This window comes from Chenggangzhangella methanolivorans, from assembly GCF_019797865.1.
Lineage (GTDB): Bacteria > Pseudomonadota > Alphaproteobacteria > Rhizobiales > Methylopilaceae > Methylopila > Methylopila methanolivorans.
In genome coordinates this window covers 539876-565396 of record NZ_CP081869.1, presented here as the reverse complement: position 1 = coordinate 565396, position 25521 = coordinate 539876, and the positions used below count along the sequence as shown (strand labels likewise).

The 25521-nt window shown below is 63.2% G+C and carries 27 protein-coding genes; 12 read left to right on the top strand and 15 right to left on the bottom strand.

All coding sequences use genetic code 11. From position 1 onward, the window contains the following. Positions 1-2 precede the first annotated feature (2 nt). From K6K41_RS02965 to K6K41_RS02935, 8 genes are all read left to right on the top strand, one after another. Complete coding sequence (locus tag K6K41_RS02965) at positions 3-1907, top strand: PD-(D/E)XK nuclease family protein (RefSeq protein WP_261403840.1); 1905 nt, start codon at positions 3-5, stop codon at positions 1905-1907. A 74-nt stretch (positions 1908-1981) separates the two neighbouring features. After that, on the top strand, positions 1982-2161 hold the full coding sequence (locus K6K41_RS02960) for a hypothetical protein (protein WP_261403839.1): 180 nt from the start codon (positions 1982-1984) through the stop codon (positions 2159-2161). Beyond that, the gene (locus K6K41_RS02955) at positions 2158-2535 is read left to right on the top strand and encodes a UvrD-helicase domain-containing protein (protein ID WP_261403838.1); all 378 of its coding nucleotides are present in this window, start codon (positions 2158-2160) and stop codon (positions 2533-2535) included. Before K6K41_RS02960 ends, K6K41_RS02955 begins: the two co-directional genes overlap by 4 nt. Before the next feature lie 47 nt (positions 2536-2582). Beyond that, a complete protein-coding gene (locus K6K41_RS02950; protein WP_261403837.1) occupies positions 2583-3311 on the top strand; it encodes a hypothetical protein in 729 nt (242 codons plus the stop codon). Continuing rightward, complete coding sequence (locus tag K6K41_RS30125) at positions 3257-3409, top strand: UvrD-helicase domain-containing protein (RefSeq protein WP_428978561.1); 153 nt, start codon at positions 3257-3259, stop codon at positions 3407-3409. Before K6K41_RS02950 ends, K6K41_RS30125 begins: the two co-directional genes overlap by 55 nt. Further along, the gene (locus tag K6K41_RS02945; RefSeq protein ID WP_261403836.1) at positions 3349-3693 is read left to right on the top strand and encodes a UvrD-helicase domain-containing protein; all 345 of its coding nucleotides are present in this window, start codon (positions 3349-3351) and stop codon (positions 3691-3693) included. Before K6K41_RS30125 ends, K6K41_RS02945 begins: the two co-directional genes overlap by 61 nt. 80 nt (positions 3694-3773) lie before the next feature. Then, positions 3774-5516, top strand: coding sequence for a 3'-5' exonuclease (locus tag K6K41_RS02940; RefSeq protein WP_261403835.1), 1743 nt, complete (start codon positions 3774-3776; stop codon positions 5514-5516). A gap of 169 nt (positions 5517-5685) precedes the next feature. Then, on the top strand, positions 5686-6468 hold the full coding sequence (locus K6K41_RS02935) for a hypothetical protein (RefSeq protein ID WP_261403834.1): 783 nt from the start codon (positions 5686-5688) through the stop codon (positions 6466-6468). Between the two features lie 491 nt (positions 6469-6959). Here K6K41_RS02935 and K6K41_RS02930 read toward each other — a convergent pair whose 3' ends face one another. Then, positions 6960-7109 (bottom strand): hypothetical protein, encoded by a 150-nt coding sequence (locus K6K41_RS02930; RefSeq protein WP_261403833.1) that lies wholly within the window; start codon positions 7107-7109, stop codon positions 6960-6962. Positions 7110-7549: 440 nt separating this feature from the next. On the opposite strand from K6K41_RS02930, the gene K6K41_RS02925 reads away from it, so the two are divergent. After that, positions 7550-8281, top strand: coding sequence for a thermonuclease family protein (locus tag K6K41_RS02925; protein ID WP_261403832.1), 732 nt, complete (start codon positions 7550-7552; stop codon positions 8279-8281). Between the two features lie 386 nt (positions 8282-8667). Here K6K41_RS02925 and K6K41_RS02920 read toward each other — a convergent pair whose 3' ends face one another. From K6K41_RS02920 to K6K41_RS02900, 5 genes are all read right to left on the bottom strand, one after another. Further along, positions 8668-11412, bottom strand: coding sequence for an AAA domain-containing protein (locus tag K6K41_RS02920; protein ID WP_261403831.1), 2745 nt, complete (start codon positions 11410-11412; stop codon positions 8668-8670). 207 nt (positions 11413-11619) lie between these two features. After that, the gene (locus K6K41_RS02915; protein ID WP_261403830.1) at positions 11620-12987 is read right to left on the bottom strand and encodes an AAA domain-containing protein; all 1368 of its coding nucleotides are present in this window, start codon (positions 12985-12987) and stop codon (positions 11620-11622) included. After that, positions 12926-13420, bottom strand: coding sequence for a hypothetical protein (locus tag K6K41_RS02910; protein ID WP_261403829.1), 495 nt, complete (start codon positions 13418-13420; stop codon positions 12926-12928). The genes K6K41_RS02915 and K6K41_RS02910 overlap by 62 nt, the downstream gene beginning before the upstream one ends. 44 nt (positions 13421-13464) lie before the next feature. After that, entirely contained in the window at positions 13465-13596 is a 132-nt protein-coding gene (locus K6K41_RS02905) for a hypothetical protein (protein WP_261403828.1), read from the bottom strand. Positions 13597-13642: 46 nt separating this feature from the next. Beyond that, positions 13643-14719 carry a TerD family protein gene (locus K6K41_RS02900; RefSeq protein ID WP_261403827.1) on the bottom strand — a complete coding sequence of 359 codons (1077 nt, stop codon included), beginning with the start codon at positions 14717-14719 and terminating at the stop codon, positions 13643-13645. 459 nt (positions 14720-15178) lie between these two features. Between K6K41_RS02900 and K6K41_RS02895 the strand changes: the two genes are divergently transcribed. Both K6K41_RS02895 and K6K41_RS02890 read left to right on the top strand, forming a co-directional pair. Then, a complete protein-coding gene (locus tag K6K41_RS02895) occupies positions 15179-15430 on the top strand; it encodes a hypothetical protein (RefSeq protein WP_261403826.1) in 252 nt (83 codons plus the stop codon). A gap of 87 nt (positions 15431-15517) precedes the next feature. After that, positions 15518-17272: a DUF4236 domain-containing protein gene (locus K6K41_RS02890; RefSeq protein WP_261403825.1), complete on the top strand. Its 1755-nt coding sequence runs from the start codon at positions 15518-15520 to the stop codon at positions 17270-17272. 115 nt (positions 17273-17387) lie between these two features. Here K6K41_RS02890 and K6K41_RS02885 read toward each other — a convergent pair whose 3' ends face one another. The 9 genes from K6K41_RS02885 to K6K41_RS02845 form a co-directional block, all read right to left on the bottom strand. Next, positions 17388-18374: an HpcH/HpaI aldolase/citrate lyase family protein gene (locus K6K41_RS02885; protein ID WP_261403824.1), complete on the bottom strand. Its 987-nt coding sequence runs from the start codon at positions 18372-18374 to the stop codon at positions 17388-17390. Further along, the gene (locus K6K41_RS02880) at positions 18371-19468 is read right to left on the bottom strand and encodes a cysteine protease StiP domain-containing protein (RefSeq protein WP_261403823.1); all 1098 of its coding nucleotides are present in this window, start codon (positions 19466-19468) and stop codon (positions 18371-18373) included. Before K6K41_RS02880 ends, K6K41_RS02885 begins: the two co-directional genes overlap by 4 nt. A gap of 13 nt (positions 19469-19481) precedes the next feature. Continuing rightward, on the bottom strand, positions 19482-20222 hold the full coding sequence (locus K6K41_RS02875) for an HAD family hydrolase (RefSeq protein ID WP_261403822.1): 741 nt from the start codon (positions 20220-20222) through the stop codon (positions 19482-19484). After that, a complete protein-coding gene (locus K6K41_RS02870; RefSeq protein WP_261403821.1) occupies positions 20219-21367 on the bottom strand; it encodes a phosphoribosyltransferase domain-containing protein in 1149 nt (382 codons plus the stop codon). The genes K6K41_RS02875 and K6K41_RS02870 overlap by 4 nt, the downstream gene beginning before the upstream one ends. Positions 21368-21382: 15 nt before the next feature. Further along, positions 21383-21904, bottom strand: a complete 522-nt coding sequence (locus tag K6K41_RS02865; protein WP_261403820.1) for a DUF1523 family protein — start codon at positions 21902-21904, stop codon at positions 21383-21385. Positions 21905-21906: 2 nt separating this feature from the next. Next, positions 21907-22122, bottom strand: coding sequence for a hypothetical protein (locus K6K41_RS02860; RefSeq protein ID WP_261403819.1), 216 nt, complete (start codon positions 22120-22122; stop codon positions 21907-21909). A 53-nt stretch (positions 22123-22175) separates the two neighbouring features. Then, on the bottom strand, positions 22176-23363 hold the full coding sequence (locus K6K41_RS02855) for a trypsin-like peptidase domain-containing protein (protein WP_261403818.1): 1188 nt from the start codon (positions 23361-23363) through the stop codon (positions 22176-22178). Then, positions 23360-24334 carry an ATP-grasp domain-containing protein gene (locus K6K41_RS02850; protein WP_261403817.1) on the bottom strand — a complete coding sequence of 325 codons (975 nt, stop codon included), beginning with the start codon at positions 24332-24334 and terminating at the stop codon, positions 23360-23362. Before K6K41_RS02850 ends, K6K41_RS02855 begins: the two co-directional genes overlap by 4 nt. Before the next feature lie 83 nt (positions 24335-24417). Then, positions 24418-24789 (bottom strand): transposase, encoded by a 372-nt coding sequence (locus K6K41_RS02845; RefSeq protein WP_261403816.1) that lies wholly within the window; start codon positions 24787-24789, stop codon positions 24418-24420. A gap of 147 nt (positions 24790-24936) precedes the next feature. Between K6K41_RS02845 and K6K41_RS02840 the strand changes: the two genes are divergently transcribed. Beyond that, complete coding sequence (locus tag K6K41_RS02840) at positions 24937-25512, top strand: TerD family protein (protein ID WP_261403815.1); 576 nt, start codon at positions 24937-24939, stop codon at positions 25510-25512. Positions 25513-25521 lie beyond the last annotated feature (9 nt).

Here is a 25521-nt window from a genome sequence, read left to right as displayed (position 1 = left end):
GCATGACCGAGTTGGAGCCCATCTGGCGACCGCTTCTCATAGAGCTCGCCAAGGTGGTGCCCGTAACCTGGGAGGCGGGCCCCCGCGAGGTTCCGGCATGGCTCGAAGGCACACCGATCAAGGTCGAGCGATCCGAGCCTCACCAGCCGGAGGTCAGCGTCGTGTCCTGCGCGACTGCGCGCCACGAGGTGGTGGAAGCCTTTCGCTGGGTCCGTGAGCTGATCGCGAGCGGCGCCGCTCGGCCGGAGGAGATCGCGATCGCGGCCGCCTCGGTCGAGGACTATGAGGACCACTTCAACGCGATCGCCGCCGACGCCAACATCGGCGTCCATGCGGTCAGCGGCATCAAGGCGCTCCAGACCGGCGAGGGTCAGGCCGCCGCAGCGCTTGCGGACATTCTCCTGCGGGGCGTGAACCAGAAGCGGGTCCGTCGCCTGTTCGGCCTCGCGCGCCCGGATGGCCTGTCGGACGAATGGGCTCGCTCGATCCCGCGCGCCTCCGCCATGTCCGACATGGCGCGCTGGCGGCAGGCCTACGCCGTTGAGGGCGCGGAAGCCGACGGCGCGATCCTGCTGCCCCTGCTCGAAATGCTCGATCGAGGCGTCGAGGCTGCAGAGGATGCCGGCGAGAGGATCCTTGAGGGCCGCGCGCTGCTGATCTGGCGGCGCGCCCTCGAGACCGGACCGGTCGAGGCTCTCGACAGCACCGTGCAGGACCTCAAGACGCCTGACGGCCTTGATCCGATGACGTCGCCCATCTTCGTGGCGGCCAAGGATCTGGTCACAACGCCACGCCGCTTCGTGCGCCTGATCGGCCTGTCGTCCCGCGGCTGGCCGCGAGGAACCGGCGAGGACGCGCTCGTTCCCGAGCATGTTGTGCGCGCGGCGGTCCTGAACCCGCTCCCGCTCGTCGAGGCCGACCGTCGCGACTTCCGCACCATCATGGTCACGACCTCGGGCTCGGTCACCTTCAGCTATCCCCGGCGCGACGCCGAAGGGCGCGCTCTTGGCCGGTCGCCGCTCGTTCCCGACCAGCCGGTCGAGCATCTGCGCCGCTCCCGGATTCCGACAGCCGCGATGAGCGAGAGCGATCGCGTGTTCGCGCGCGCCGATGAATTTGCCTCGACCAGGATCGCGGTCTCGGCGAGGGCCTGCTGGGGCAACTGGCATTCGGAGGAGATGACCGCCCATGACGGGCTGGTCCGCGCCAACCATCCGCGGATCGTCGCGGCGCTCAACGATCCCCAGTCGGCGAGGTCGCTGACGATGATGCTGCGCAATCCGATCGCCTATCTCTGGACCTACGGCCTGCGCATCCAGGAGCCGGACGACGACAGCGAGCCGCTGACCGTCGACAATCTGAGCTACGGCAACCTGGTCCACAACGTCCTGGAGCGCGCCGTCGCACAGCTCGAGGCCGATGGCGGCGCCGCAAGGGCGACGACCGACGACGTCGGGACGGCGATCAGCTCGGCCGTCGCGACGGTTGCGGCGGAGTACGAAGCGGACAACCCGCTGCCGCCGAACCTCATCTGGCGGCGGACGCTCGATGATGTCGGCGAGGTTTCTCTCGGCGCGCTCTCCAACACGCCCGAGCCGCTCATCGGCCAGCGCAGTTATGTCGAGGTTCCGTTCGGCGGCGAGACGCCTGTTCCCGGGGTGAACTACCCCTGGAACATCGCCGCGGAGGTGACGATCCCCGGCACCGACATCAAGCTGCGCGGCCGGATGGACCGTGTCGACCTGTCGGGCAATGGTGCGCAGGTCAACGTCACCGATTACAAAACCGGATCCCTGCCGAAGAAGCCGAACGAGCTCGTGCTCAATGGCGGCAAGGAGCTGCAGCGCTGCCTGTACGACTTCACCGTCAAGGCGCTGCTCGGCGACGTCGGGTCACCGCCAGCCTGAACTATCCGCGCGCGCAGGCCATCCTGCCGCTGCCCGAGCCGGTCGAGACGCTGGAGAAGCTGAAGGGCTACCTGGTGATCGCCAAGGCGAACCTGCTCGCCGGCCGCGCGCCGGCGGGCAAGGACGCGGCCGGTGACTACGACGGGCTGCGCTTTGCGCTCCCGGCTAACGCCAAGGCCGCCTACCTCAATCGCAAGGAGGTCGCGATGCTCGAGACCGTTGGACCCCTTGCCGCCGTCTGGGATGAGAAATGACGACCGTGGTCCTCTCCGACGCCGCGATCCGCCGCCGCGCTCTTACCGACCTGTCCTCGACCATGTTGGTCGAAGCCGGCGCCGGCTCCGGCAAGACATCGCTCATGGCCGGACGCGTCATCGCCATGATGGCGAGCGGCGTCCATCCGAAGAACATCGCCGCTGTCTCCTTCACCGAGAAGGCGGCCTCCGAGCTCCTCGGGCGCATCATGCGCATGATGGAGGAGCTTGAGCACGGGCGTGTTCCGCGAGACCTGAGAGAAGCGTTCCCGGCAGAAGGCCCGAGCGCTGATCAGAAGCCAATCTGGCGGCGGCTCGCGCCAGCCTCAACGAAATCGCGTGCACGACGATCCATGGCTTCTGCCAGCGGCTGATCAAACCTTATCCGGTCGAGGCCAATATCGACCCCGGCGCCGCCATCATGGATCAGGCTGAAGCGGCTCTCCTCTTCAACGATCTCTTCGACGATTGGATCCGCGAGCGCCTGTCGGGCCAGGACGAGACCGGCAGCGTGATCGCCGACCTGATCGCGTTCGATCCGGACGACGTCGTGGAGACGCTGCGCTCGATCGCCGAGACCCTGCGCGACAACCGGGACGCCGACGCTCTCAAGGCGACGCTCGGCGCCGATCCGTGCGGCGACTTCAACGGGGCCGTCGACGCGTTTGGCGCCTTCATGGACCGCTGCGGCGGCCTTGAGCCCGAAAGCGTGGCGATCGCGGCCGGCCTCAAGGCGATGGCCGACGAGTGGCGCGACCTCGCCGGCCGGTCCGATTTCGAGGCCGCCGTGGGCGTCATCCGGGCCTCGGTTTGGCCGGGCGAGGTCTTCACCCAGACCGGGCTTCCGCGCCTACCAGAAGAAGGGCAAGTGGCAGGCGGCCGCGACGTCGAAGGCGGCTGGCGAGCAGCTCTTTCTGGAGGCCAACGACCTCTACGTCGCCTGTCGCGAAGCGCATTCGATCCTGCGCGCGACGGCCGCCGCCTGCCTGCTGTCACATCTGGTCGACGAGGTGAGGCCGCTCGTCGCGAACTACCAGGAGGCCAAGCGGCGCGCCGCCTCTCGACTTCAACGACCTCCAGCACGCAGCCCGCAACATGCTGGCCAATCACGAGGCGATCCGCCTCTCGCTCGCCGAGCGATTCAAGGTGATCCTGGTGGACGAGTTCCAGGATACCGATCCGATCCAGTGCGAGATCTTCCAGCGCATCGCAGGCGCGCCGCCGGCGGGTGTCCGGACGCGGACCTGAAGGACTGGGGCTGGCGCTCGGGCGGGCTGTTTTTGGTCGGCGACCCCAAGCAGGCGATCTACCGGTTCCGCGGCGCGGACGTCGCAACCTATCTGGCGGCGCGCGATCGCATGCGAGCGATGTCCGATGACAGCGTCGTCTCGATCGACGTCAATTTCCGCTCCGTGCGACCGATCCTCGAATGGGTGAACCAGCGCTTCGACTTGCCGCTCTCGGCGGCCGATCAGCCGGGCTTTGCAAGGCTCGATCACTTCCATGAGGATCATGGCGCGGTCCGGCGGTAACGGCGATCACGCTCGGCGGCGGTGACGGCAAAGCCGATGCGATCCGCGACGCTGAAGCTGCGGCGGTCGCCGACTTCTGCGTGCGCCTGGTCGGTCGCTACGTCGTCTCCGATCGCAAGACCGGCACGCCGCGGCCCTGCGAGCCGGGCGACATCGCCCTTCTGGCTCCGATGGGCACCGATCTGTGGCGCTATGAGGCGGCTCTGGAAGAGAAGGGTCTCTCCGTCGCGACCCAGGCCGGCAAGGGCCTTTTCCGTCGCCAGGAGATCCAGGACCTGATCGCGCTCTCGCGCGTGCTTGCAGACCCGCGGGACTCGCTCGCGCTCGCCGCGCTGCTGCGCGGGCCTCTGGTCGGCATGACGGAAGAGCAGATGCTCGACATGCTGGATGCGCTTCCCCAGGAGGAAGGTCGCGGGCGGCCGCGTCTAAGCCGTCAGATCGATCCGGACCGGGTCACCGACGAGATCGGCGAGCGGACGCTGCGCAAGCTGCAGAACCTGTCGCGGATCGCGCGCAGGACCGCGCCATATGACGCCTTGGCGCAGGCGATCGACGAGCTCGAGGTCCGTGCGATCATCCGCGGTCGCTACGCCGGCGATCCCGAGCGCGCCCTCGCCAATGTCGATCGATTCATCGAGATGGCGCGGCCCTACGCCGTGCGCGGCCTGCGCGCCTTCTCCGACGACATGGCGCGCGCCTGGAACCACAACGAGAAGCTCCAGGAAGGCCGTCCGGACGCCGAAGAGCATTCGGTGTCGATCATCACCATGCACTCGGCCAAGGGCCTGCAGTGGCCGATCGTGATCCCGATCAATTCGCGCACCAAGCTGATGCCGGCGCCGAGCCTGGTCTTCAATCCGTCGACCCGGCAGATGTCGATGAAGCTCTTCGGCGTCGAGCCGCTCGGCCACGACGACAACAAGGCGGCCTATGAGGCCAACGTCGCCGCCGAGCGCGTGCGGCTCTGGTATGTGGCCACGACCCGCGCCGAGGACCTGCTGGTCATGCCGCGGTTTTCCGAGGACTCCGCCAAGCAGGACTGGTCGATCGTCGACTTCGCCCTCAAGGAGCTTCCGGAATTCGACCTGACGCCGTTCCCGCCGCAGACCTATGCGCACGGCGCCGGCGCGAGCAACGCCGAGACCGCTGAGAGCTTCTATGCTGACACGCTTCGGATCCGGGCGCGCAAGACGATCAAATGGAAGACCCCGTCGCGCCATGACGAGGTGGCCAAGCCCGTTCTGGCTGATCCGGAGATGGATGCGATCGTCGACGATCCACTCGAGGACCGTCCCGTGGTCAAGGGCTCGGCCCGCCGTGGCGTCGTGCTGCACAAGCTCATGGAGGAGGTGATCGGGGGCGAGACCGCCGATGACCTGGCCTCCCTGAAAGAACGGACGACGATCCTCGTCGGTCAGCTGATGAAGCGCGGGGAGACGATCGAGACCTCCGACCTCGATGTGGACGAACTCGCCGGCTCCGTGCTTCGTACGCTCGGGATCGCAGAGGTCGCCGCGCTGCGGGCGCGCCTTGTCGCCGAGCTTCCGGTTGCGGCGAGTTTCAACGGCGATGAGGAACTCGTCACCTACGGCATCGCAGACGCCGTCGCGCTCGAAGGCGACAGGATCGACATCGTCATCGACTGGAAGAGCGACGTCGAGCCAGGATCGAGCGTGGTCGCAGGCTATCGGGCGCAGGTCGCCGACTATCTGAAGACCGTCGATGCCAAGCGTGGGCTGATCGTGTTCATGACTACTGGTAAGGTCATCGAAGTTCTCGCCCTACCTATTGCAATGCATGCGCGGAATGCGAGCCAAGGCTGAAAATCGACAGACTGGAAAGTTCCACATACGCGCTAGTGTCTGTCCGCGCCGATCCCGAACCCTACGCATGAGGAGTCCTTTACGTGTCAATCGACTTGCTAACGAAGTAATTTCGTCGACTATACGCATTCTTTCAGCTGCGGGATTTGATGAAGATCAGATACGGCAATTGCTGACTGAAGCCTCAACGAGGGTTTCAAGTATTTTCGAAGGCAGTGAAGAGGATGCTCCACTCGGAGATGTCGCTCTCGAGTTCACGATCGGCTCATCGGACGACGCCGAAAATATGTCATGGGAATTCATGCAAAAATTTGAAGAAATTCCAGAATTTAAGCAACTTTCTAGAATCGAACGCAGATCGCAGGCATTGGACCACATCTCTGGAACGAAAGGAATTGAAGAAGCCATTGATCTTATTGAAAAGGCGCTACCATTTACTCAATCAGCGCAGAATTGGTTGCTAACGGAAGCTCCCCAAGCTGGAATTTCCGTTTATCCTTCGCGAGATCAATGGGCCAGGGACGCGTCAGACGAAGAGCTCGACAACGAAGGAAAAAATGTATTCCTCGATGATTATGGATTGGGTTATCACTTTGTTTTTAATCTCATATCATCCGCAGCGGAGGCGTCGTCAAGGTCAATGGATAGCAAACACTTTGCACGCATCATCGAATTATTGGAGTCTGAGGAAATTTTGTACCCTGATGATTTGACCGAACGCTTGTCCAGAGCAGGAAGTGCACTTCAGAAATCAATCGTATTTAGAGATTACATCTCCAATCTATCCGGGTATGGCGAACTAATGCAATCGGCGATGATCGACGACTTTATCCGGTCGACGCGTTTTGAGGGCGGTGCCTATATTGTTGAAGGGTGGGTGGACGCGCTTGCAGAGGAAGGGGTGCTCACGAAAGAAAAGCGTTCAGGCCGTTGGCGCATTACTGTCCACTAAACGACGGCTATTCACCGCGCTTTTTACTTACGCGGCGCTCTCCGTCATCGAACAGCAATAAATCTCATTGCCGCAAGATGTGGTGCGCTTGACGGGGGCTTGGGGTGCCGGTCAAGGCAGGAAGCACACGCGCGAGGGTCTTGCGCTTGCCGTGGATCAGGACGGAGAGCAGCGTCGCTCCCCACAGGTAGGCGACCCAAAGAATTCCGACGCCAAGCCAAAACGCTAGGATAGCGAGCCTCCATGTCAGCCGAAATGAGCCGGACAGATCGGTAGGGCGGCGCTCATGACGGCTGGGATACTGAACTGCTCTGGACGGCCTGGCTCGGCGCTTCGGATTGCGGCGTCTGAAAAATCTTGCGACCCGGAACGCGAAAATGGCGTTGCTAATTGGATCGGCGCCGGGAATGTCGAGCGCCGCCGCGCCGTCTATCGTATCCTCAATGTCCTGAAAGGTCGGAAACCCGAATGTCCGAGCGAGCGAAAATTTTCTACTTCTGCGCGCGGTCGACCGACGCGTTGGCCGCCGCGTTCGGCTTGGTGACGTGCTTCTCGACCTGTGGTGAGTGCGGGACATAGCGATTTAGACTGCGCTTCGATTGCACGTCTTTAACAGTCTTCGGGATGCCCAGAAAGCTCAACGTGCGGCGGCGTCCTCTGCGTCGATCTCGGCCGGTCTGACGCCAGCTCGTATGACCAGCCGGACCAGCGCGACAACAAGCCAGTGAGAAGGACGGTGCAGATGAGAGCAAAGGGAGAAAGGGCGAACGATGACGATGGAGAGCGCAGTGGTGACGCAGCGGGCGATAAACAACAATTAAGACCGGCAGGGTTAATGGGCGTATAGATCCTGAACATCTACGACTCTGTAGCTAACTAATACAGCAATGAGATCTCCGATATACAGACGCGTGGAGAAAGTCGTGGTGGACGCTGCGTTTGTCGCATTTACCTTTGAAAATCAAACACGTAGCTCGATGATTGAGCCGTGAATGATCGATTCGCCGCTAAATTGATTCACGGTCCTCTTGGATAGTTAAGTTTTGAGACATTGGTGACAGAAAAACTAAGATCGGCGGTCATGGGCTGCTGGGCGTTCGCGGCCATGTGTCTTGCAACTCTCTGTTGTCCCGCAGCCGGGGCCGCCGCTGAGGTCATCGGCTCGGCCCGGGTCGTCGACGGCGATACGATTGTCGTGTCCGGTGGAAAGATCAGATTGAATGGCGTTGACGCGCCGGAAACCGATCAGCTGTGCCTGACGGCCGCCGGACAACCCTGGACATGTGGTGTCGAGGCGCGCGATCGCCTGTCTGCCGTGACTGCCGGCAAGACCTGGAACTGCCGGACAACGGCTAAAGACAAGTATGATCGCTGGCTCGGCGACTGCTTGGTCGACGGCGTGGACCTCAACGGCTGGATGGTTGAGCAAGGTTGGGCGCTGTCGTTCGTGCGTTACTCCCACCGCTACGACGCTCACGAGCGGCGCGCCCGCGAGGCGCAGAGAGGGATCTGGTCCGGCGCCTTCATTGCGCCGTGGGAATGGAGATCCCGCAGCGGCGCGACGGTCGTGCTTGGATCTTACAGTGTTCCGCTCGACGCACAGAAAACGCTTTTGGCGCCGGCCACGTCTCAAATGGCTTCCAAACAAGGCTGCCAGATCAAGGGCAACCTCAATCGCGACGGGGTTTGCATCTATCACGTTCCTGGCGGGCGCTTTTATGCGCGGACGAGGATCGACGAATCTAAGGGAGAACGCTGGTATTGCACTCCCGAAGAGGCTCACGCTGCAGGTTGCCGTCGCTCATTGCAGTAGCATGATGGGCCTGGGCAGGTGCCCGAGATGCACGAACGAACGTCTTCAATCGACTTTAACCGTGGCATTCTTCCGCGGGCTCCAAGCAGCTGACGGGCTTGCAGCGCGTTCGACGTGCCGGCGCGCCAACATCGAGCTTCTTGAGCCGGCGTTGGTCGGATCGCCGCAAACCTGTGTTTGACCAGAATATCGTCGAAAAGTGCAACGACAACAAGCCGTTGACTAACTCGGCTTTGCTAAAGCGCCCTGTCCCGTGCCAGAGATGCTCTCGGCAAGCGTGATTTTCGCCGGGTGCACTTCAAAAATTCAGCAGGGTGTCCTGCGAGCCGATCCGCTGCCTCTGGATGGCCACGCTCGACATCTTGCTCTTTACCCGAGGCGAGACTTCATGCCGCGAGCGCGCTGTGACGCTCGATCCGTTCAATAATGCCGGTGCGCTTGCGCGATCCGAGATCGACCTCGATCTCCTCTTCCTCGCCGACGCCGACGAGCGCCAGACCGAGCGGCTCGGAGATGTGCACGATCCCCTCTTCTGGCCGGTTCTGGTCTCGCGACAGCGTCACGCGCAAGGCCCGGTTCGGCTCGTCGTCATAGCGGAGCACGACAAGGTCGCCTGGCTGCGCCACTAGCCGGTCGTTGTCGACAGCCGGCGGCGTTGCGGGGGCGGCGTCAAACAGCTCGTTTCGGCCGGCCAAGGCGTCTGCGCCCGACGTCGCACTTGCGCCTGCGTCCTGGATCTCCGCCGCGGTTTCGCCGACCTCGCGGAATTCGGTCCAGACGCCGTCGAGCGGCTTTGACCCGATCGGCTCGATCTCCATCGCCGCAAGCGTGCGCTTGAGATCGGCCATGCAGGCGTCCTTGTCAGCGATCCAGTTCGAGCCCCAGCATCGCCAGAACGTCCAACCGAGGCGTTCGAGCGCCTGCTGGCGGCGGAAGTCGGCGGCCCAGACATCCGGGCCATGCCACTTGTCGCCGTCGAGTTCGATCGCCAAGCGGCGATCATTGGCGCCCTCGACCACGAAGTCGATCCTGAAGCCGCCGACCGGGACCTGCGCCTGGAGGCGGTATCCCATCCCGAGCATCCGCTCGGCGAAATCCTTTTCAAACCCGCTTTCGCAAAGCTCCAGGACGTCCTTGCGGACCACGAGCCCGCCCTCGCCCATCGGATTGCGGAAGTGCTCGATGACCGCGAGTTTGAGATCGCCCTGCTTCAGATCCGAGCTCGTGACGGACCGGACGAGGATCATCCGGTCGCGGGCGCGCGACATGGCGACGTTGAAGCGCTGCTCGTAAAGCCGCGCGCGGGAGGTCACGACCGTCTTGGAGCACACCACCATCGACAGGATAATGATGTCCCGTTCGGCGCCTTGGAACTTGGCGGCGGAGCCGAACATGAGGTGATGACGGTCAAAGATCTCGGCCCCGAACTCGGCCATGGCGCGATCCTGGATCACCTTGACCTGCTTGTCGCCGACCAGAGAGATGACCCCGACCGTGCGGCGCTCCATCGCCGGATCGGCGACGATCCTGCGGAGCTCCTCGATCACCGCATCGACCTCAGGCAAGTTGATCTGGCTGTCGCGCCGACCGTTCTTGACCAGGATATCGATCAGGGGCGGATCCAGGCGCTGGCTCGCCGACGGCAAGCGCATCGGAATGAGCGCGCCGTGATAGAACCGGCTCGAAAACCGGATGATCGGCTCGATGCACCTGAAGTGCTCCTTCAGCATGATCGCCTTGCCCGGGAAGATGATCGAGGCGAGCTCGTAGAGGCTCGTCGAAGGGTCGAGCTGGTCGGCGTATGGGAGGCCTTCGAGATAGGTCGTCCTGAGCTGGATGACCGTCCGTTCCTCGAGGCCAATCGGGGTCGGCGAGACCTGCTTGTCGTCGCCGACGATGAGGATCTTCTTTCCCCGCAGCAGCGCCGGCAGCGCCGTGATGTCCGACTGCGACGCCTCGTCGACGATGACGAGGTCGAAGGCGGCGAGGCTTGCCGGGATCTGTTCGGATATCCGCCATTCGGGCATGATCCAGCACGGCACGGCGTTCGCGGCTTCGAATGCGGCGTCGCGGATGACCCGTCGCTGCCGCGGCGCCGATTTGCCGGTGCCTGCCCCGAGCTTGGCGACCGCCGAGGCGAACTTGGCGAGCGCCGTTTCGATGCGCGCGGTCAGCGAGCTCTTCAGGCCAAGGAACGTGCGAAGGCGTACGACTTCCGCCAGCAGGCGGCGCTTCTTGCCTTCCAGCTCCGCGCGTTCGTCGGAAAGCTTGCGGATGGCGTCGCGATCGCCGATCGCCCGGATGAAACCGGAGGCCCGTGACCATTCCCAGGCGCCGCGCCAGTCGGCCGGCGTCCAAGCGTCGTCCTGCCCCGTCGCCGGTTCTCCAAGGAGGTGGCTTGCCCATCTGCGAGCGCCCGATGACGCGACCTTGGCCGCGACCTTCTCGAGCGTGCTCTTGGCGTGATAGAGAGCCTGAAGGCGCGCGGCCTCGCGCAGCATCCACGACCAGTCGTGGCTCAACCGGTTGACGTCGACGTCCTCATCGCCGAGCGCGCCCGCGAAGGCCTCAAGCGCTTCGTTGAAATGGGTGTCGCCCCGCCCCGCCAGCGCGATCAGGCGCTCCTTGACGGCCGATGCGGTCGCGGTCTCCACGGCCCCGAGATTTGCCTCTAGAGCGTCCTTGGCGGACTTCACGGCTGCTTCGTAGACCGTGAGGTTCACGTCGAGACCGTAAGGGAAGATCGTCTGCAGCCGTCGCGCCATGTCTTCGGCTTCGCTTGCAAGCGACAGCATGGTTTTGGAGACTTCGCCGAGCCGGATGACGCGCTGCACCTGTTGGGCGCGATCCTCCGGAATGACGGGCAGGCCCAGCTGTGGCGCGAGCGCGTTCCACTGCAGCGAGAACTGGCGGATTTCGGACAGCCAGCCGACATAGCCGGCTGCGATCGTCCACTCGTCCCGGCTTGCCGGAGCCGTCCCCATGACGCGGACAATGGCGATGCTCGCCTTGAGCTGCCCTTTGCCGAAGGAGAACACTCCGAACGGGTTCTCGCCGCGCGCGAGCGCCGCCACCGCGCCCGAGAATTCCGGATCGTTCGGGTCGCCCGTTCCCAGATCGATCGCCTGCATCGCATAGGCGTCGCCGTCGGACAGACGGCGTCTCCGCAAAGCGCCGGACCGCGGTCGTCGATGCGTCGGTTGGCGTCTCGTGTCGCGCAAGCGAGCGATAGGCCTTGAACGCCCAGGGCTCGTTGCCCTCGCCATGGGCGAAGTCGCTCAGCGCCTTGATCCAGACCTGGGCCTGCCGGGCGCTCTCGTTCTGGCCAGTGGCCATGATCAGCGTTTCGCGGATCTCGCACGGTCGCCGGCCAAATTTGCAGCCAGCAGGTCGCGATGCGCGGCGAGCAGGTTCGGCATGTCCGGCAGATCCGCCGCTATCGGCAGGTCCTGTGAGCGGTACGCGATGTCGTCGCCCAGTGCGATGCGCGCGGCGCGGGCGTCGCGAATATCGCCGTCACCAAACTGAGGCTCAAAACGTGCTCCCAGGTCGAGATCGTCGGTAAACCACAGGAAGGTCGACTGCCCTTCGACCACCGTGCGCGCCAGATCCATCGGAAGCACGTCCGAGCCTGCGGCCGATACTTTCTCGAGGTTTCGCCGGGCGTAGTCGATCAGCTCGACGTCGATCGCCTTGATACGGTCGCTGACGTCGGCAAGCGCGTTCTGCTTGTCGCCGATTTCACGCGAGACCTGAGCGACGTTGATCTGCTTGGCCTCGCTGGCGAGCATCTGGATCGCTTCTTCGAGCTGACCCGCGCCCTCTCGATCCGAATGGATGACGCTGATCGCAAGCGCCCGGATTCCCTCCGGCAGCTTCTCCCGAACGGCTACCAGGGCTTCCGCGGATTTCGCGGTCACGAGAACACGCTTCCCGCAGGCGAGGTAGTGTGAGATTATATTCCCGATTAGATGCGTTTTTCCGGTGCCCGGGGGCCCCATCACGTGCACGGCGGGATCTTCCTCCAGGCGGTACGCGATGGCTTCCTGATCCGCATTCGTCGCGAGCGGAAAGAAGAAATCGTGCGCGGCCTTCGGCTGGAGATCGGCTACGCCAGATCCTTCGCCGACCCCGGCTCTCCAGCTGGCCTGCCCGAGATCGATGCCTCCGCCGCCATAGATCTTCTCGTCGCTCGGCGGCGTGACGAACCTGACGCCAGCCTCTGGGATCTCTTCGATCTTCTCGGCGCCCTCGACCGAGCGGATCAGCTTCGAAATGTCGGCCTTGCGGAAGTCCTCCGCCCTGTTGCGGGCATAAAGCACCCAGGTATCGCTGATCCGCAGCGTGTCGTCGGCCACCGAGAGCTTGCGGTTGGTCTCGTCGCGGCCTTCCTCGTCCGGCACATAGACGCCGCTCGCCGACAGGCGGGCCGCCGCGCTCTTCAGGATCGTCTCGAAGGTTTTCTTGGTGAACGGCGAGAACAGGATGTCGGGATCGTCGATGACCCGCTGCAGCTGCTCGGCGGCGTCGCGTGCGAAGGCCTTGGAGCCCTCGACGTCGAGGGCGTGGAACGCTTTGAGGTTCAGGACCGGCGAGGCCTGTCGCGGCATCACCGAGAGGGAGCCGTCCTCCTCGAGTTCGACGTCAACAAGCTGCTCGAGAACGGGGATCGAGAGCTTGCCGCGCTCGTGCTTCCAGCGCGCCATGCCGACGCCCCCAGACGAGCTCGATCTGGTTGTCGTCGCCGGCCGCGAGCTGGCGCTGCTGGATCTGGTAGATCTTGTTGTAGACCGAGATGGACAGGCGCCGCGGCCGCTCAACCTTCGCCCAGGCCTCCCAAGGACCATCGATCCACGCGGCGAACAGCGACTGGAATTCGCTCATGGTCGCCGGGCGCAGGATTACGTCGAGCGTCGAGGGGTGGTCCTCGTCGGCGTCGAGCGGCCGCAGGACATCGTCCATCCCGATCAGGCCCGCCTCGCAGAGATCGGAGATCTCTTCGATCGACAGCCTCAGCACGCGCTGGGGGAGCAGCTCAGGCTTCTTGTCCGGCGTCGGGTGGGCGACCGGGACGATCCAGTCCGTGAACATGGTGTCAGGCGCGGGCGGCTGCGTCTCGCGCAGTCGCTTCATCCGCATCCAGGTCTCGCCCTCGCCGCTGGTCTCGACACCTTCGAGGTCGATCAGGTCCGCCTCATAGAAGGCGGGAACGCCGGCTTCGCCGAGTCGTAGATGATGCGCTCGTTGAGCGTCAGCAGCTCCGAAGCATAGAGCAGGACGTTCTTAAGGTCGGCCTTTGTCTTGTCGAGGCTCACGTAAAACTCTGTTTCCAATAAGGAGTTGAGCGAGATCGCTGCGGGACTACTTAAATTCGACGACGCCCGCGCTCATCTTGATCGAACCATCGGGACTGAGCACGGGCGCCCGTTCGGAGAACCGCTTGCCGTAGCTCTCGACCTGGGAGACGCGGGCCTCGCCCTTCACGGTGAAATCGATGAGGGCGATGACGGTCCAGTAGCTGAACGAACTCTTCTCATTGAGCCCGCAGGTGACCACCTGTCCTGCCCCGTTGTCCACCACCGCTCTGGCCCCGAAGGACTTGAACGATCCGACGCCGTTGGAAAGGGCCGAATAGGCCGCGATGGTGGCGTAGCGCAGCGCCTCGGGCTTGTGGATCAGAACCGTCTCCACTCCCGGCTCCGTCGAGTCGCCGAGGAGCTGGACATGCGGCGCCTCGCCCGGTGATCCGAGTCTTCGATAATAGGTCATGCCCGCATGGCCGGCGACGTCGACCCAAAGGCAATAGAGATCGAGGTCGCCGCGGCTCTCCCATTTCAGGTAGGCTGTGATCGGCTTGTCGTTGACGAGATTGATCGCCGAGCGCTCTCCCTTCTTCGACAGGTTGATAGACGAAGGGCCGGCGGAAGCGGCGGCCTGAGGCACCGGGGCGGGAGGCGCGGCCACGGGGGCCGCAGGGACCGCGGCCGGCGGCGGAGCGACAGGCGCTGGCGGCGGTGGGGCAGACGTCGTCTCAATCGCGGTCTGCGGTTCGCCGACGTCGACGCCGAAATGGCGAGCCAACGGCCCGAGCCCGCCGTTGAAGCCCTGCATGATCGAGCGAATCTTCCAGCCGCTGGAATGCCGGTAGACCTCGGCGAGGATCACTGCCTTCTCTTCGTTGAACTCCGGTGCCTTAAGCTGGATCGACTGCCCGGTCGAGCGCGCTTCGACAACAAGTCCCTTTACGTCTCTGACCGGCCCTTCGCCTGCGATAGTTAGGTAGAACTTCTCCACCTCCGCCGGCGCGCGTGAGGGGCGGATGTCGAAGGTCCAGAGCTTGGTCGCCATAGATAGTTCGACCGGGTCCGAGGGGCCGCCGGGCTGATTGAAGAACACCATGCTGGCGTCCGAAAGCACCTTCCCGGCTGGGCCTATCATGAAGCAGGACGCGTCGACTTCATGCTCCGAGCTGAAAATTCTGACGTCGACCTCAATGCTGATGTCATTTGGACCGAGGAGCGCGTTCGCTCCTGGGATCAGACTATGCGTCACGCTATGTCCTTGCCGGTTTGGCTTCGCCTGAGGAGGTGTCCGCCCACCATGGTTGAGTCGTCAACGGATCTAAACCGACTCAAGCTCTGTCGTCATCATCGGTATGCCGACGGTTCGAACGAACTTAAGCCCACCCGGGCTGTCGAGACGTAGCGCATTGAAATACAGAACACTGACGCCATGCATTCCAAGATTTAGCGAAGTTCTAACATGAATTGCGGACACAACAGTAAATCATTTTGTCTGCACGTGAAGAATGGAGAATCCAAGTGGGCCAAGTAATGCACCGCACACATAAATGAAAAATGTGCACGATATCAAAGTATCGATTTTATAGGCGGAGCCATGACTGACGACTTGGAGCCTCAACACTGGATCCGAAAGCTGCATGGCGCGCGCGGACCAGCTTTGAAGGCCGCCGAAAAGGTTGAGACGCTCGTAGAGCAACTTAAGGCACTGGACGAGCAGCGGGTTCGGTGCGCGAGCGTGCTCGCGGGCGCCTTGGCAGACGCCGAAACCCTCGCCCACGAGAACTGGAGCGAGGAAGAGATCGCAGTCGCAAAGCGGCAGACGGTCAATGCCCAAGTAGTAGGCTGAGCGCCCGAAGGTGCGGACGTGCAATCTAGGAGCGCGTCTGTCAGATAGGATCACAGACGTCGACGGTATGCCCTGAAGGAGCTCACGTTGGGCTTTCGGTTTCGTAAGTCGGTCAAGCTTTTCCCGGGCGTCCGGTTGAACTTTTCAGGCTCTGGAGTGAGCGCAAGCGTCGGCGTGCCCGGCGCGACGGTCAACTTCAGCAAGCGCGGCCGCACTACCACGCTCGGCCTTCCGGGCACCGGCCTTTCCTACCAGGACCACACGCCTTGGGGCGGCAAGCGGCAGGGTCGTCGTCGCGCGCCTCCTCCTGTCCCGGTCCCGGCTCCCTATACGCCGAGCTATGAGCCGCCGGCCCCGATCGATACCCCGCCGCCATCGTCTTCGCTCGTCGACCTGCGCAGCGTCGAGACCGCCAGGCTGACCTGTCCGGATTTGGTCGGGGTCAAGCAGATGGTCATCGAGGCCAGCGCACAGAAGGCCGACCTCGCCAAGGATTTTCGGCTTGCTTGCGCGGCTCGCGAGACCGTCTGGCGCAAGCTCCGCCGTCGCGAGCAGGCTCCTCTGAAGTGGGTGTTCGGCTCCCAGATCGAGCGTCGCCGCGCCGATCTGCTCGACGCCGAGATGGAGGCGCTGAAGGTCGCCGAGGCCATCTTTCAGTCGAAGGTAAACCTCGATTTCGGCGTCGACCGTCGCACGCTCGACGCCTATCGCGAGCTCGAGATCGCCTTCGATGGCATCCGATGCGCGTCACAGGTCTGGGACGTCACGGCGCTGGACACTGTCGAAGCCGAGCGTACAGGGCGGATCCTGTCGACCAGTTTTTCTCGCTCGCAGGTGGTTGTCTCTCTGCTTTTTGACGGATCGGTGAAAACCACTCAGGCTGGGTTACGATTTGAGAACGCCAACGGCGGCGATCTCGAAATCTATCCAGGCGTCATGATCGTCAGGGAGAAGGTTGGAGCCGACTTTGCGCTTATCGACCTGCGGCAGGTCACTGTCGAAGGTATGGACTTGAGCGTCATCGAGCTCGGGGACGTGCCCGAGCGTGCGACTATTTCGGAGCAGGTTTGGGAGAGGGCCAATCGAGATGGAAGCCCAAACCGTCGTTACAGCGCCAATAGGCAGCTCCCGGTGTGTCGCTACGGAACACTGAAATTCCATGCCTCATCAGGCCTTATGGAGGCATATCAGGTTTCCGAAGCAAATAAGGTTCTCCCGTTTGTAAGCGCCTGGGGCGAGTTGCAGCGTGCTCTTGCAGCGATGCCCACCCAGCCCACGGGCCTACCTGTCGCTACCCCCGAGATGCCGACAGAAGACGAGCTTTTGGCGATGCTACCCACCCTTCCGGCCGTGGGCGGTGCGTGGGGCGCCTCCGCACTCGTCGTGGCTGGCGCGCTGTTGGCGATTGTGTGGGCGCTGGGACAGGCCGCAGGCCCCCCGCAGCCGCCGGTTCACGATACGGTTTCGGCAGCGCCCGCAGGGATCTCGATTGAACCCGCGCCGGTCCGACCGGACTCCCCTCAGCCCTCGCCGCTTTCGCCAGATGCAAACGCCGATGTCGTTGCAGGCCGCTCGGCTCCGGCTGCGGCGACGGGGCCTACCGATCGGACATTGGCTCCATCGGCTCCGCCTGGTCCTGTGGAGAGCAGGACCAAGAGGGTCGCAGCGCGAAAGGCGGCGAACGTCCGCTACAGCGCCGACCAACGCTCTGGCGTCGTCGGAAAGGTCAATCCCGGGGACACGTTCGACATTCTTGTCAGATCGGGCGAGTGGGCGCAGATCGGTCGGGATGGATTGAAGATCGGCTGGATCCACGGCAGCTTGATCGAGCCGGTGGATTAACAAACCACCACGGACGCAGTCGAATTGACCGGTACGCCCCAAGACTACGTTCGCGAGGCTGCGCCAATAAACCTATTTTGGATTTACTGTTGCAATGGCGTCGGATGATTCTCAACTAACGCGCAATCGCAAGTTGACCGCCATAAATGACAGGCTCTGGCATTACGGAGATTTCTGACTCTAAGTAACTCTGGCGCGAATTTGCTATACCTTGAACTTCTGCCCTTGCTACGATCTTCTCAGCCCAAGCTCGGTGTGTTGTGGGTTCGCACATTGCGCCATTCAGCTTGAAAACCGCCGCGGCCACGGGTTCCAGGATACGGAGGGCGGCTTCGAAATCGGCCGCGCTGACCTGAAACGCCGCATTGATCGGCCTGAGTTGGCAAGGATGTATCGCGGTCTTGCCTACTAGTCCGTGGGCGACGTCCCGTGCGAGTTCTGCCGAAAGTGTATGCGCGTCATCCAGTATTTCGAAAACCGGCGCGGTAAGTGAGAAGCCTGCGGAACCAAGCTGCGCCGTGAGGTTGCCGACGACCGAGGCCAGTGGACCATCGTACAGCGTCATTCCTGCGATCCTGCGGAGACCTAGACTGGCCAGAAGGTCGTTGCCGCCGATCCGCATCGCCAGCACCCGATCGCGACCAAGGCCAATCACCTCGTCGCGAAAGTCGCGGATACCGAAAGGATCAAAAAATTCCTTGGTTTCGAGGGTGGGCATCAGCAGCAAATCCGTGCCGGCGACAGCGTCGTACCAGCTCGTCATGCCTCCAGGGCAGGCCTTAGGGGCGACGAAACCATCGAAGACGACGGAATCATTCCATTGCGCGATCTTTCGCGCCATGTCGATCGAGCGCGGTCGAACGAAGATAAGCGGATGGCCATCGCGATCCGGATCGACCTTTAACGCCAGCGTGATCTGGCGGAGATTGGCGAGCCCGACTTCGACATGGCTCGACAGCAGCGAGTCCTCGAGGCAGAGGACGACCGACTTCAGGCCAGGGTGCTTCTGGCCACGCACGATGTCGAGAATCGAGATATGCGTCGCCGGCATGTAGAGCGTGGCGCCCAGGGCGAATGGCGACGGCCGAGGCTTCAGCATCATGAGGCCTTTCCGATCAGGGTGACGGCGCGATAGGGCGCGATCCCGCCATGCAGCGTCTCGAGTCGAACGCCGCGGTCGGTCGCCAGGTAAACCAAGGCCGCGAGGTCGGGATCGAAAGGGTCTGAGATGAAGACCCGTTCGGGCATGCGTCGCAACACAGCGCGGGTCGCTTCGGCGATGCCCGGCTTGACGCGGTTGAGGTTGCTTACGCTGTAGTCTGCCACGATCCGTCCGACTGTCGCTTGAGCGACTGCGGAATGGCGGGCCCGGTCAGCGTCGGTCCAGACGGCCGCTTCGGCGTGCAGCAGGCGTAAGCCCATCTGTGCCCAGATCTGGTCGACGAAGGCGCGGCTGACGTCGTGGCGGGAAAGGCTGACGAGGTCGAGGCAGCCGTGAAAGCCGCCCGAAGCGATGATCTCGTCGTTGAGGATCGAGCGGCTGACGAGGCCGGAGACGGTCGCCCCGAGGATGCCCGACGGGATCAGCCAGTCGTCGCCGGAGGCCGAAAGCCAGGCGCGGCCGCAAGGGTCGGCAACCACGACCAGGCGCGGCAGGACGTCAGAGCCGGCGAGGCTCTTCTCGAGTTCGCCGATGATCGCACCCTTGCCGGTCCAACCGTCGACGAAGACGACGCCGGCGGGATCGCGGCGCGCTGTGATGTGACGCATCGCCTGCTCGTCGATGCCGCGGTCGCGGATGATCGAGACGCCGTAGTGGGCGACATCACGGCCGAGCGCCTTGAGCGCGCGCTTCAGGACCACGCCGACCGGCAGGCCGGCGCGCACGAGGCTGACGAGCGTGATATCTCCGGCGATCTCGCGGGAGAGAGCTTGGGCGAGGCGCGCAAGGTCGTTGGCCATGCGCTTGGAACCGGCGTCGAGCGCCTTCTCGTACACACCGACGTAAGCCGGATCTGGAGCCCTCTCCTCTGAGATCATCTCGGAGTAGTGACGCTTGCCTGTCTGGATCAGCTTCTCCTTGGTCGCGACATCAGTCGGCGCGACGTTCGTCGGCTGCAGCAGGAGCTCGACGTCCTCAGCAGCATAACTGCCGGAGAAATGGGTGATTTCGACGCTTTGAGCGAGCGTTGCCATCGGAGCCTCCAGCTCAGCAGGCTAAAAGCCTGGAAGTGATTTGACTGCGGTTTGGTGCTCCCCACCAGTCGCATTGTGACAGGAAGGGAATGTCAGTCAGACTGTCTCCAAGCCCGATAATCGGACGCTCTGGATTGCACTGCCTTATCTTTGCCAGGATATGTGACACCGCTCGTTGCTTCGAAATCGCAGAAGGAATGAATGCGAGATTGTTTCCATTGAGATGGACGGTCCAATTCGTGGGAGTATTGGGTAGTGTCGCCAGCAGCGACAGCTTGGAGCCTTTTTCATCATCGTTCTGCTTGACGACCGCGTAGGTTCCAACGTGGCCTTCCCTCACAATCCAGCTTCGGATCGAAATTCCAAGCTCTTCCGCAAACCTGTTGGCGTCTTGGAGGACCAGGCCCAATCGTTGCTGTTCTGGCTCGAGATCTTCTGCGATCTGTTCTCGCCAGAGTGGGTCGGTCGAGCCGTCCGGTAGCAGGATCAGCGCTCCGTTTGACAAGATCGCCCCGGCTGTGAATGGCAGGTCTACTGACTTGAAAGCTTCGGAGCCGCGCGCGGTGACCGGGATGAGGTCGGTCGTCGCGACAAGCCAGTCGACGAGCGCGGCCTGCGGGCGGTTCATCATCGAGTGGCGGCCGTTCCTGGCGGTGGTGACCTGCTTGAGGAACGGCTGCTCGCTCTCGGGATGCTTGGCCGCCGTCGAGAACAGGGTGTCGTCGAGATCGACGAGGCAGACGGGGCGAATCACGGCGAGACTCCGTCGATGTCCGAGACGATCTCGGGGCTGATGGCTTCGATGAGGGTGGGGTCGATGGTGTCGGCCGTCGTCTCGACGCACAGGATGATCCGGTCGTAGAGCGCGGGGTCGACGTTGTAGGCGAAATTGGCGATGCCCAGGCCGTAATTGTCCGAGAAGGCGAGCGCCGAGCCGATGGCGTGGCCGACCGCGATCGGCGAGCGGGTGACCGAGGAATAGCGCACATGGGCGCCGTTCTTTTCCAGCGCTTCGGCGAGCAGGAACGGCCGCCAGACGTGTTCGCCGGTCCCAAGGACGAGGATCCGTTCGCCGGGGCGGCAACGGGCGAACTCCGACGGGACGTCACGGTGGGAGAGGACGCCGAGCCGGCCCCAGTCCTTAGCCGGGTCGATGCGCGCCGCGCCTGCTCCGGTGACGTCGACATGGGGCATCTCGATCGCCGGCGCCTTGGCGTCGGGCGTCCAGCTATAGCGTCCCGACAGCAGCGAGACCGAACGGCAGCCCCGGCCGATCGCCGCGACCGCCTTGCCGTCGGACCAGTCGGTAAGCGTGACGAGCGAGACGTCTTCGGCCGTGATGCCGGAGGTCCGGAGCGCTGCCACGAGATTGATGAAGGTCTTGCCCGTCGACATCTCGTCGTCGACGAGAACGAGCGAGCGCGCCTCGCGCACGGCCGCCATGATCTCAGGATCGGCGGGCTCGTGGATCAGGTGCGTGGTTGCGTGACTGTGCTCTTCCTCGAAAGTCGCCAGTAGCGGCGCGTCGAGGCGATGGCGGGTGGTCGTAAGATAGACGACTGTCCGGTCAGGATTGCGGCGGACCAGTTCACGATGGACGCCTGCGCCGAGGCCGACCGCGGTCTCGGCCATGCCGATCACGAGGATTGGCTTGTTTCCAGTCATCACGCACTGGCGGGCGAGCGCGTCGTAGCTCGACTGCATGGCTGAGGGCGCGACGGGAATGTGCCGGCCAAGCACCCGGGAGACAAACAGGAAACCGCGCTTTGGATTGCGGCGCTGGGCGAAGCCGAAAAGGTCGATCGGGGGAACGGCCGCGCGGTCGACCTCCACATCAATGCTCCCGGTCAGGAGATCGGCGTGGAGACCGTCGCGGTCCCTGAGCGCGCGGAGGGCCATGGGGGTGACTGGACCTCAGACCGTGGGCTTGCGGAATCGGCGCGTGGCGCGCCACAGGGCGACGAGCACGCCCGCCAAGATGAGCAGGAACACCGTGTTGAACCAGGGGAACGGCGAGGCGTCGGCGGCCGCGCGGGTCACGCTGGTCGCGTTCGGAAACCACGACACCAGCGGGATGCGCCAGCCATAGGACGAGATGATCGCGGTGCCACGCTCGCCGGCGATCGAGTTCGCCGTCGCCTGGACGTCTGTGGAGTTGAACTTGAAGTAGAATGGAAAGCCCCAGCTGGTGTCTTCGTTCTCGAAGACATGGGGCTTCTTGGACTCGATGTCCTCGGCGTAGATGTAGAACACGTCGCGGGTCTCGCGACCGCGACCGTCGCCCTGGATGCGCTTGCCGTCGGCGTCGACGCGGACGACCTCTGTGCCGGTGATGCGCAGCACGTCCTTGGACGGAAAGTAGAAGCTTGCCATCAGGATGAAGGGAAGGAAGACGACCGCGGCGAAGACGATCAGGAACATACGGGTCTTGGTCATGGTCACATGTACTCGCCGACAAAGAGCAAGAGGAGGAACAAACCGAGCGGAAGTCCGACCAGGTTGAGCCAAAGCTTTTTTCCGAGATGACCGCGCCAGCTCGCCAGGGCAGGCTCCACGCTCGGGGAGAACGGGTCGACGCCGCGCTCGGCCGCGATCTCGCGTCGCTTGCCCGGCGTCTTCAGGAACAGCACCGCGTAGCGGACGGCCGTGAGCACGCCTCCGGCGATCAGGAGGAGCAGAAGCACGCGCCCAATCGCGAGAAATGGGGTCATTGATGTATCTCTAAGCGCCAGACCGATTTGCGGACGGTTTTGACGAGACTTTGCAGGTCGAGCGCCGGCGTGCCGGGCGTCGGGTCGTCGAGCCGCGTGCAGTCTTCGCCTGCGGCTTCGATCAAGGCTTCCGCGAGCGATGCGCGTACCGCGAAATTGACATTCTGGGCGTTGGTCAACGTCGCCACGACGACGCCGATGACCCGTCCGCGCATGTCGAGCAGCGGTCCGCCGCTAGAACCAGGCTGGATCGCCGCCGAGAGCTGCAACTGGCGCGCATCCTCTTGGGGACCGAGCAGGCTCGAGATGCCGCCGGTAGTGACCTGGGGCCCCGAACTCAGCAGGCCGGCAAGCGGGTAACCGAGAACCGCAACCGTCTCGCCAAGGCCTGGACCGCCCCTGAAGCGGAACGGCAGCGGAGGGCCGTCGAGATCCTGTTCTGTGCGGATTAGCGCGACGTCGTTGTTTCGGTCGACGATTACTGGCTTTGCTCTGGATGTGCCGTCATAGCCCGATACCGTGATGACGCGGGCCTCGTCGACGACGTGAGCGTTGGTGACGATGAGGCGGCGCGCGACGGAAAATCCCGAACCTGTCCATTGCGGCCGGCCGTTCGGGGAACCGTAATCCTGACGCGGTTGTTCCTGCTGTCTTCGATCGCTTTGATCGAAGCCGAACTCGCGAGGCGCGTTGGGGCCGTCGTCAGAAAGCGTGACGCCGTAACGACGGCCGAGCGCATCTATTCCGTCGATCAGGCCGTCACTGCGCGCTCGAATCTTCCAGGCGTTATCGCGCCGGTAGAGCTCGGCGAGGATCGCGCAGGCATAGGCGTGGGGAAAGTCCGCCCCGCGCAGGGCAATCTCGTGCTCGCCGGCGGTGAGCCGGATTTCCGGCACGTCGCGGAGCGATCGGGCGGACCGGATGGAATAAAGGCATACTAACAGCTTGTTAGTCGAGGCTGGCACCTGGGCGAAGTCGATCGTGACGGTTGCGCCTTCGTCGCGCACCCAGGCGCTCTCACCTCCATAGCTTTGGAAGGCGCCAGGCATGCCGACGTCGCTGGCGTTAAGGGGCACGAGCGCGATGCCATATCCGACACTTATACGCGGAGCGGAGAAAGCCAGCCTCACGCTCTCGCCTACGCGAGCGATTGGAGCGTTCTGCCCGGGCTGAAGCTTGGTCACGCGGCGGTCTCCGTCGTGGCGGAGCTGAGGAGCGCCGAGGTTTCAGGCAGAGCAAAGGCCGAAGCGTTGATGCGCACAGCAACCGGTTCTGCGAGGTGCTTCACTATCACGGAGCGGCCGGTGGCGTGGCGTGCCCAGATCGCTGGGAGGTTGACGCCGGCAGGCGCCGAGTATGCGACGCCGCCCGCAATCCGCGCGTTGGCTTCGAGAATGTTCTGGCGGCCGTCGGCTCCGCCGCGCGTCTGGACATTGACGATGCCGTCGAGCCGCATCTCGGCGGCGACGGCGCGCGCGATTTCGACCTGGGGACCTCGGGTCTCGATGATCTGGTAGTGCGCCGTCTTGTGACGCGAGACGGCCGCGATGACGCGGCCGTCGTCGCAGACCATGTCGATCGAGTATTCCTCGCCCGGCAAATATTCCATCAGCAGCATCGGCTCGGGGTTCTTTGCGCTTGCGAGCGCGTGGGCGAGCACCTCTGAAGAGACGCTACGGCCGTGGAGTGCGGTCAGCGCGTCGAGCAGCCCGGCCTTCGGGTCGATCTGCAGGAAGCCGCGTCCGAAGATGCCATTAACGGGTTTCACGCAAAGACGCTCGACGTCGTCGAACTCCTTCAGCGCCGCAACGAACTCTTCGGCGCCGTCTACGCGCTTGGTGCGCGGAAGGGGCGCGATGCCTTCAATACGCTTGGCGAACACGTCTTTGTTCTCAACAGCGAAGGCGTTTTCGCTGGTTGAAGCGCCGGTCGCGAGACGAACGCCAAACGAGGCGAATCGCCCGCGCAGATCGGAAAGGGCTTCGCGATGTCGGGTGCACAATACCGCGGCGACGTCGCGATGTTTGGCGACCTGCTCGACCCACTCGCCATAGCCACAGCCGGGGATTGGGCCGAGATCGGTGTCGTTAGGTTCGGCGAAGGAAGCATCGGCAACGGCTAGAATATCTTCGCGCGGCTTTGCGTGCGAGGCCAAGACAACAGCCCAGTCTTCGCTTCCCCGGATCAAAGAGACGACGTCACGCTGGCTGGCGTGGGACTGCGCGATCCATAAGGCCGTCACAAATCGGAACCTACAGTCAGAAGCGATTGAAAGACTGCTTCGGGCTCAACTGGCTCGCCGATCGTGCGTACGACGTAGCCGGGTGCCCAGATCCCTGACGCGTTGCCTCGGAGCGTATGGATATTGCGGGAGGATACGGCCTTGAAGCACCGCATCAATTTGGAGATATCGAAGCCTGGTGAGTGATCAAGAATTAGCTCCATCCAGCGCTCGCCGAAGCGATAATTCACGAGGTAACACTTCATTCTTTTGGTTGCGTTGCGAAAGGCGTTGAGGACCACTTCGCGCTCACGATACTCCAATGGAACGAGCCCATCGACAAACGCGATCACGACCTGAAGCTGCATGGTTAACTCGTTGTTTTTCATGCAATTTCTTCTGCCTGCGCTAATGTTGAAAAGCAGCACAACGACTTGACACACGATGGTAGGCCGTTAGGGTGTCGATGCAAGCATAAATTGAGCGGCAGGCGGATACGCCTCTAGGCCGTTCAGCCATATGGGGAAACTTCAAGAATGATTTCTTTGTCAAAAGGGCAGACCATCAATCTGTCCAAGGAATCATCTGGCCTCGCACGAGTCATGATGGGTCTCGGCTGGGACGCGGTAAAAAAGAAAGGTTTCTTCGGTTTCGGTGGCGGCTCGCAAGACATCGACCTCGACGCTTCGGTAATAACCTTTGATTCGAACCGTCAGCCGCTTGACGCCATCTGGTTCCGACAACTGAAGTCTAAAGACGGATCGATCGTCCACTCTGGCGACAACCGGACCGGCGACGGTGACGGCGACGACGAGACAATAAGGGTCGATCTGGCCAAGCTCCCGGCGCAGGTGACGGACCTCGTGTTCGTGGTGAATTCCTTCGCCGGACAAAATTTCAATGAGGTCGACAACGCCGTCGCTCGTCTCGTGGACGAGGCGACCGGTAAGGAGCTTGCCCGCTACGAGCTCCGTGAGAAGGGTTCTCACACAGGCGTCGTTATGGCCGTCGTGTCCCGCCGTTCGGGCGAGTGGACGATGAAGGCGGTCGGCCAACCGGCTCCAGGCCGCACCGTCCAGGACCTCGTCAGCCCCGCTATGGCGGCGCTCTGATCAGGATTG

Excerpts from the sequence above, each read along its gene's own strand:
- K6K41_RS02965 (WP_261403840.1), top strand. The coding sequence starts at position 3 with ATGACCGAGTTGGAGCCCATCTGGCGACCGCTTCTCATAGAGCTCGCC.
- K6K41_RS02955 (WP_261403838.1), top strand. The coding sequence starts at position 2,158 with ATGACGACCGTGGTCCTCTCCGACGCCGCGATCCGCCGCCGCGCTCTT.
- K6K41_RS02950 (WP_261403837.1), top strand. The coding sequence starts at position 2,583 with ATGGATCAGGCTGAAGCGGCTCTCCTCTTCAACGATCTCTTCGACGAT.
- K6K41_RS30125 (WP_428978561.1), top strand. The coding sequence starts at position 3,257 with ATGCTGGCCAATCACGAGGCGATCCGCCTCTCGCTCGCCGAGCGATTC.
- K6K41_RS02925 (WP_261403832.1), top strand. The coding sequence starts at position 7,550 with ATGGGCTGCTGGGCGTTCGCGGCCATGTGTCTTGCAACTCTCTGTTGT.
- K6K41_RS02920 (WP_261403831.1), bottom strand. The coding sequence starts at position 11,412 with ATGCAGGCGATCGATCTGGGAACGGGCGACCCGAACGATCCGGAATTC.
- K6K41_RS02915 (WP_261403830.1), bottom strand. The coding sequence starts at position 12,987 with ATGGCGCGCTGGAAGCACGAGCGCGGCAAGCTCTCGATCCCCGTTCTC.
- K6K41_RS02910 (WP_261403829.1), bottom strand. The coding sequence starts at position 13,420 with ATGCGGATGAAGCGACTGCGCGAGACGCAGCCGCCCGCGCCTGACACC.
- K6K41_RS02900 (WP_261403827.1), bottom strand. The coding sequence starts at position 14,719 with ATGATAGGCCCAGCCGGGAAGGTGCTTTCGGACGCCAGCATGGTGTTC.
- K6K41_RS02895 (WP_261403826.1), top strand. The coding sequence starts at position 15,179 with ATGACTGACGACTTGGAGCCTCAACACTGGATCCGAAAGCTGCATGGC.
- K6K41_RS02885 (WP_261403824.1), bottom strand. The coding sequence starts at position 18,374 with ATGATGCTGAAGCCTCGGCCGTCGCCATTCGCCCTGGGCGCCACGCTC.
- K6K41_RS02880 (WP_261403823.1), bottom strand. The coding sequence starts at position 19,468 with ATGGCAACGCTCGCTCAAAGCGTCGAAATCACCCATTTCTCCGGCAGT.
- K6K41_RS02870 (WP_261403821.1), bottom strand. The coding sequence starts at position 21,367 with ATGGCCCTCCGCGCGCTCAGGGACCGCGACGGTCTCCACGCCGATCTC.
- K6K41_RS02865 (WP_261403820.1), bottom strand. The coding sequence starts at position 21,904 with ATGACCAAGACCCGTATGTTCCTGATCGTCTTCGCCGCGGTCGTCTTC.
- K6K41_RS02845 (WP_261403816.1), bottom strand. The coding sequence starts at position 24,789 with ATGAAAAACAACGAGTTAACCATGCAGCTTCAGGTCGTGATCGCGTTT.
- K6K41_RS02840 (WP_261403815.1), top strand. The coding sequence starts at position 24,937 with ATGATTTCTTTGTCAAAAGGGCAGACCATCAATCTGTCCAAGGAATCA.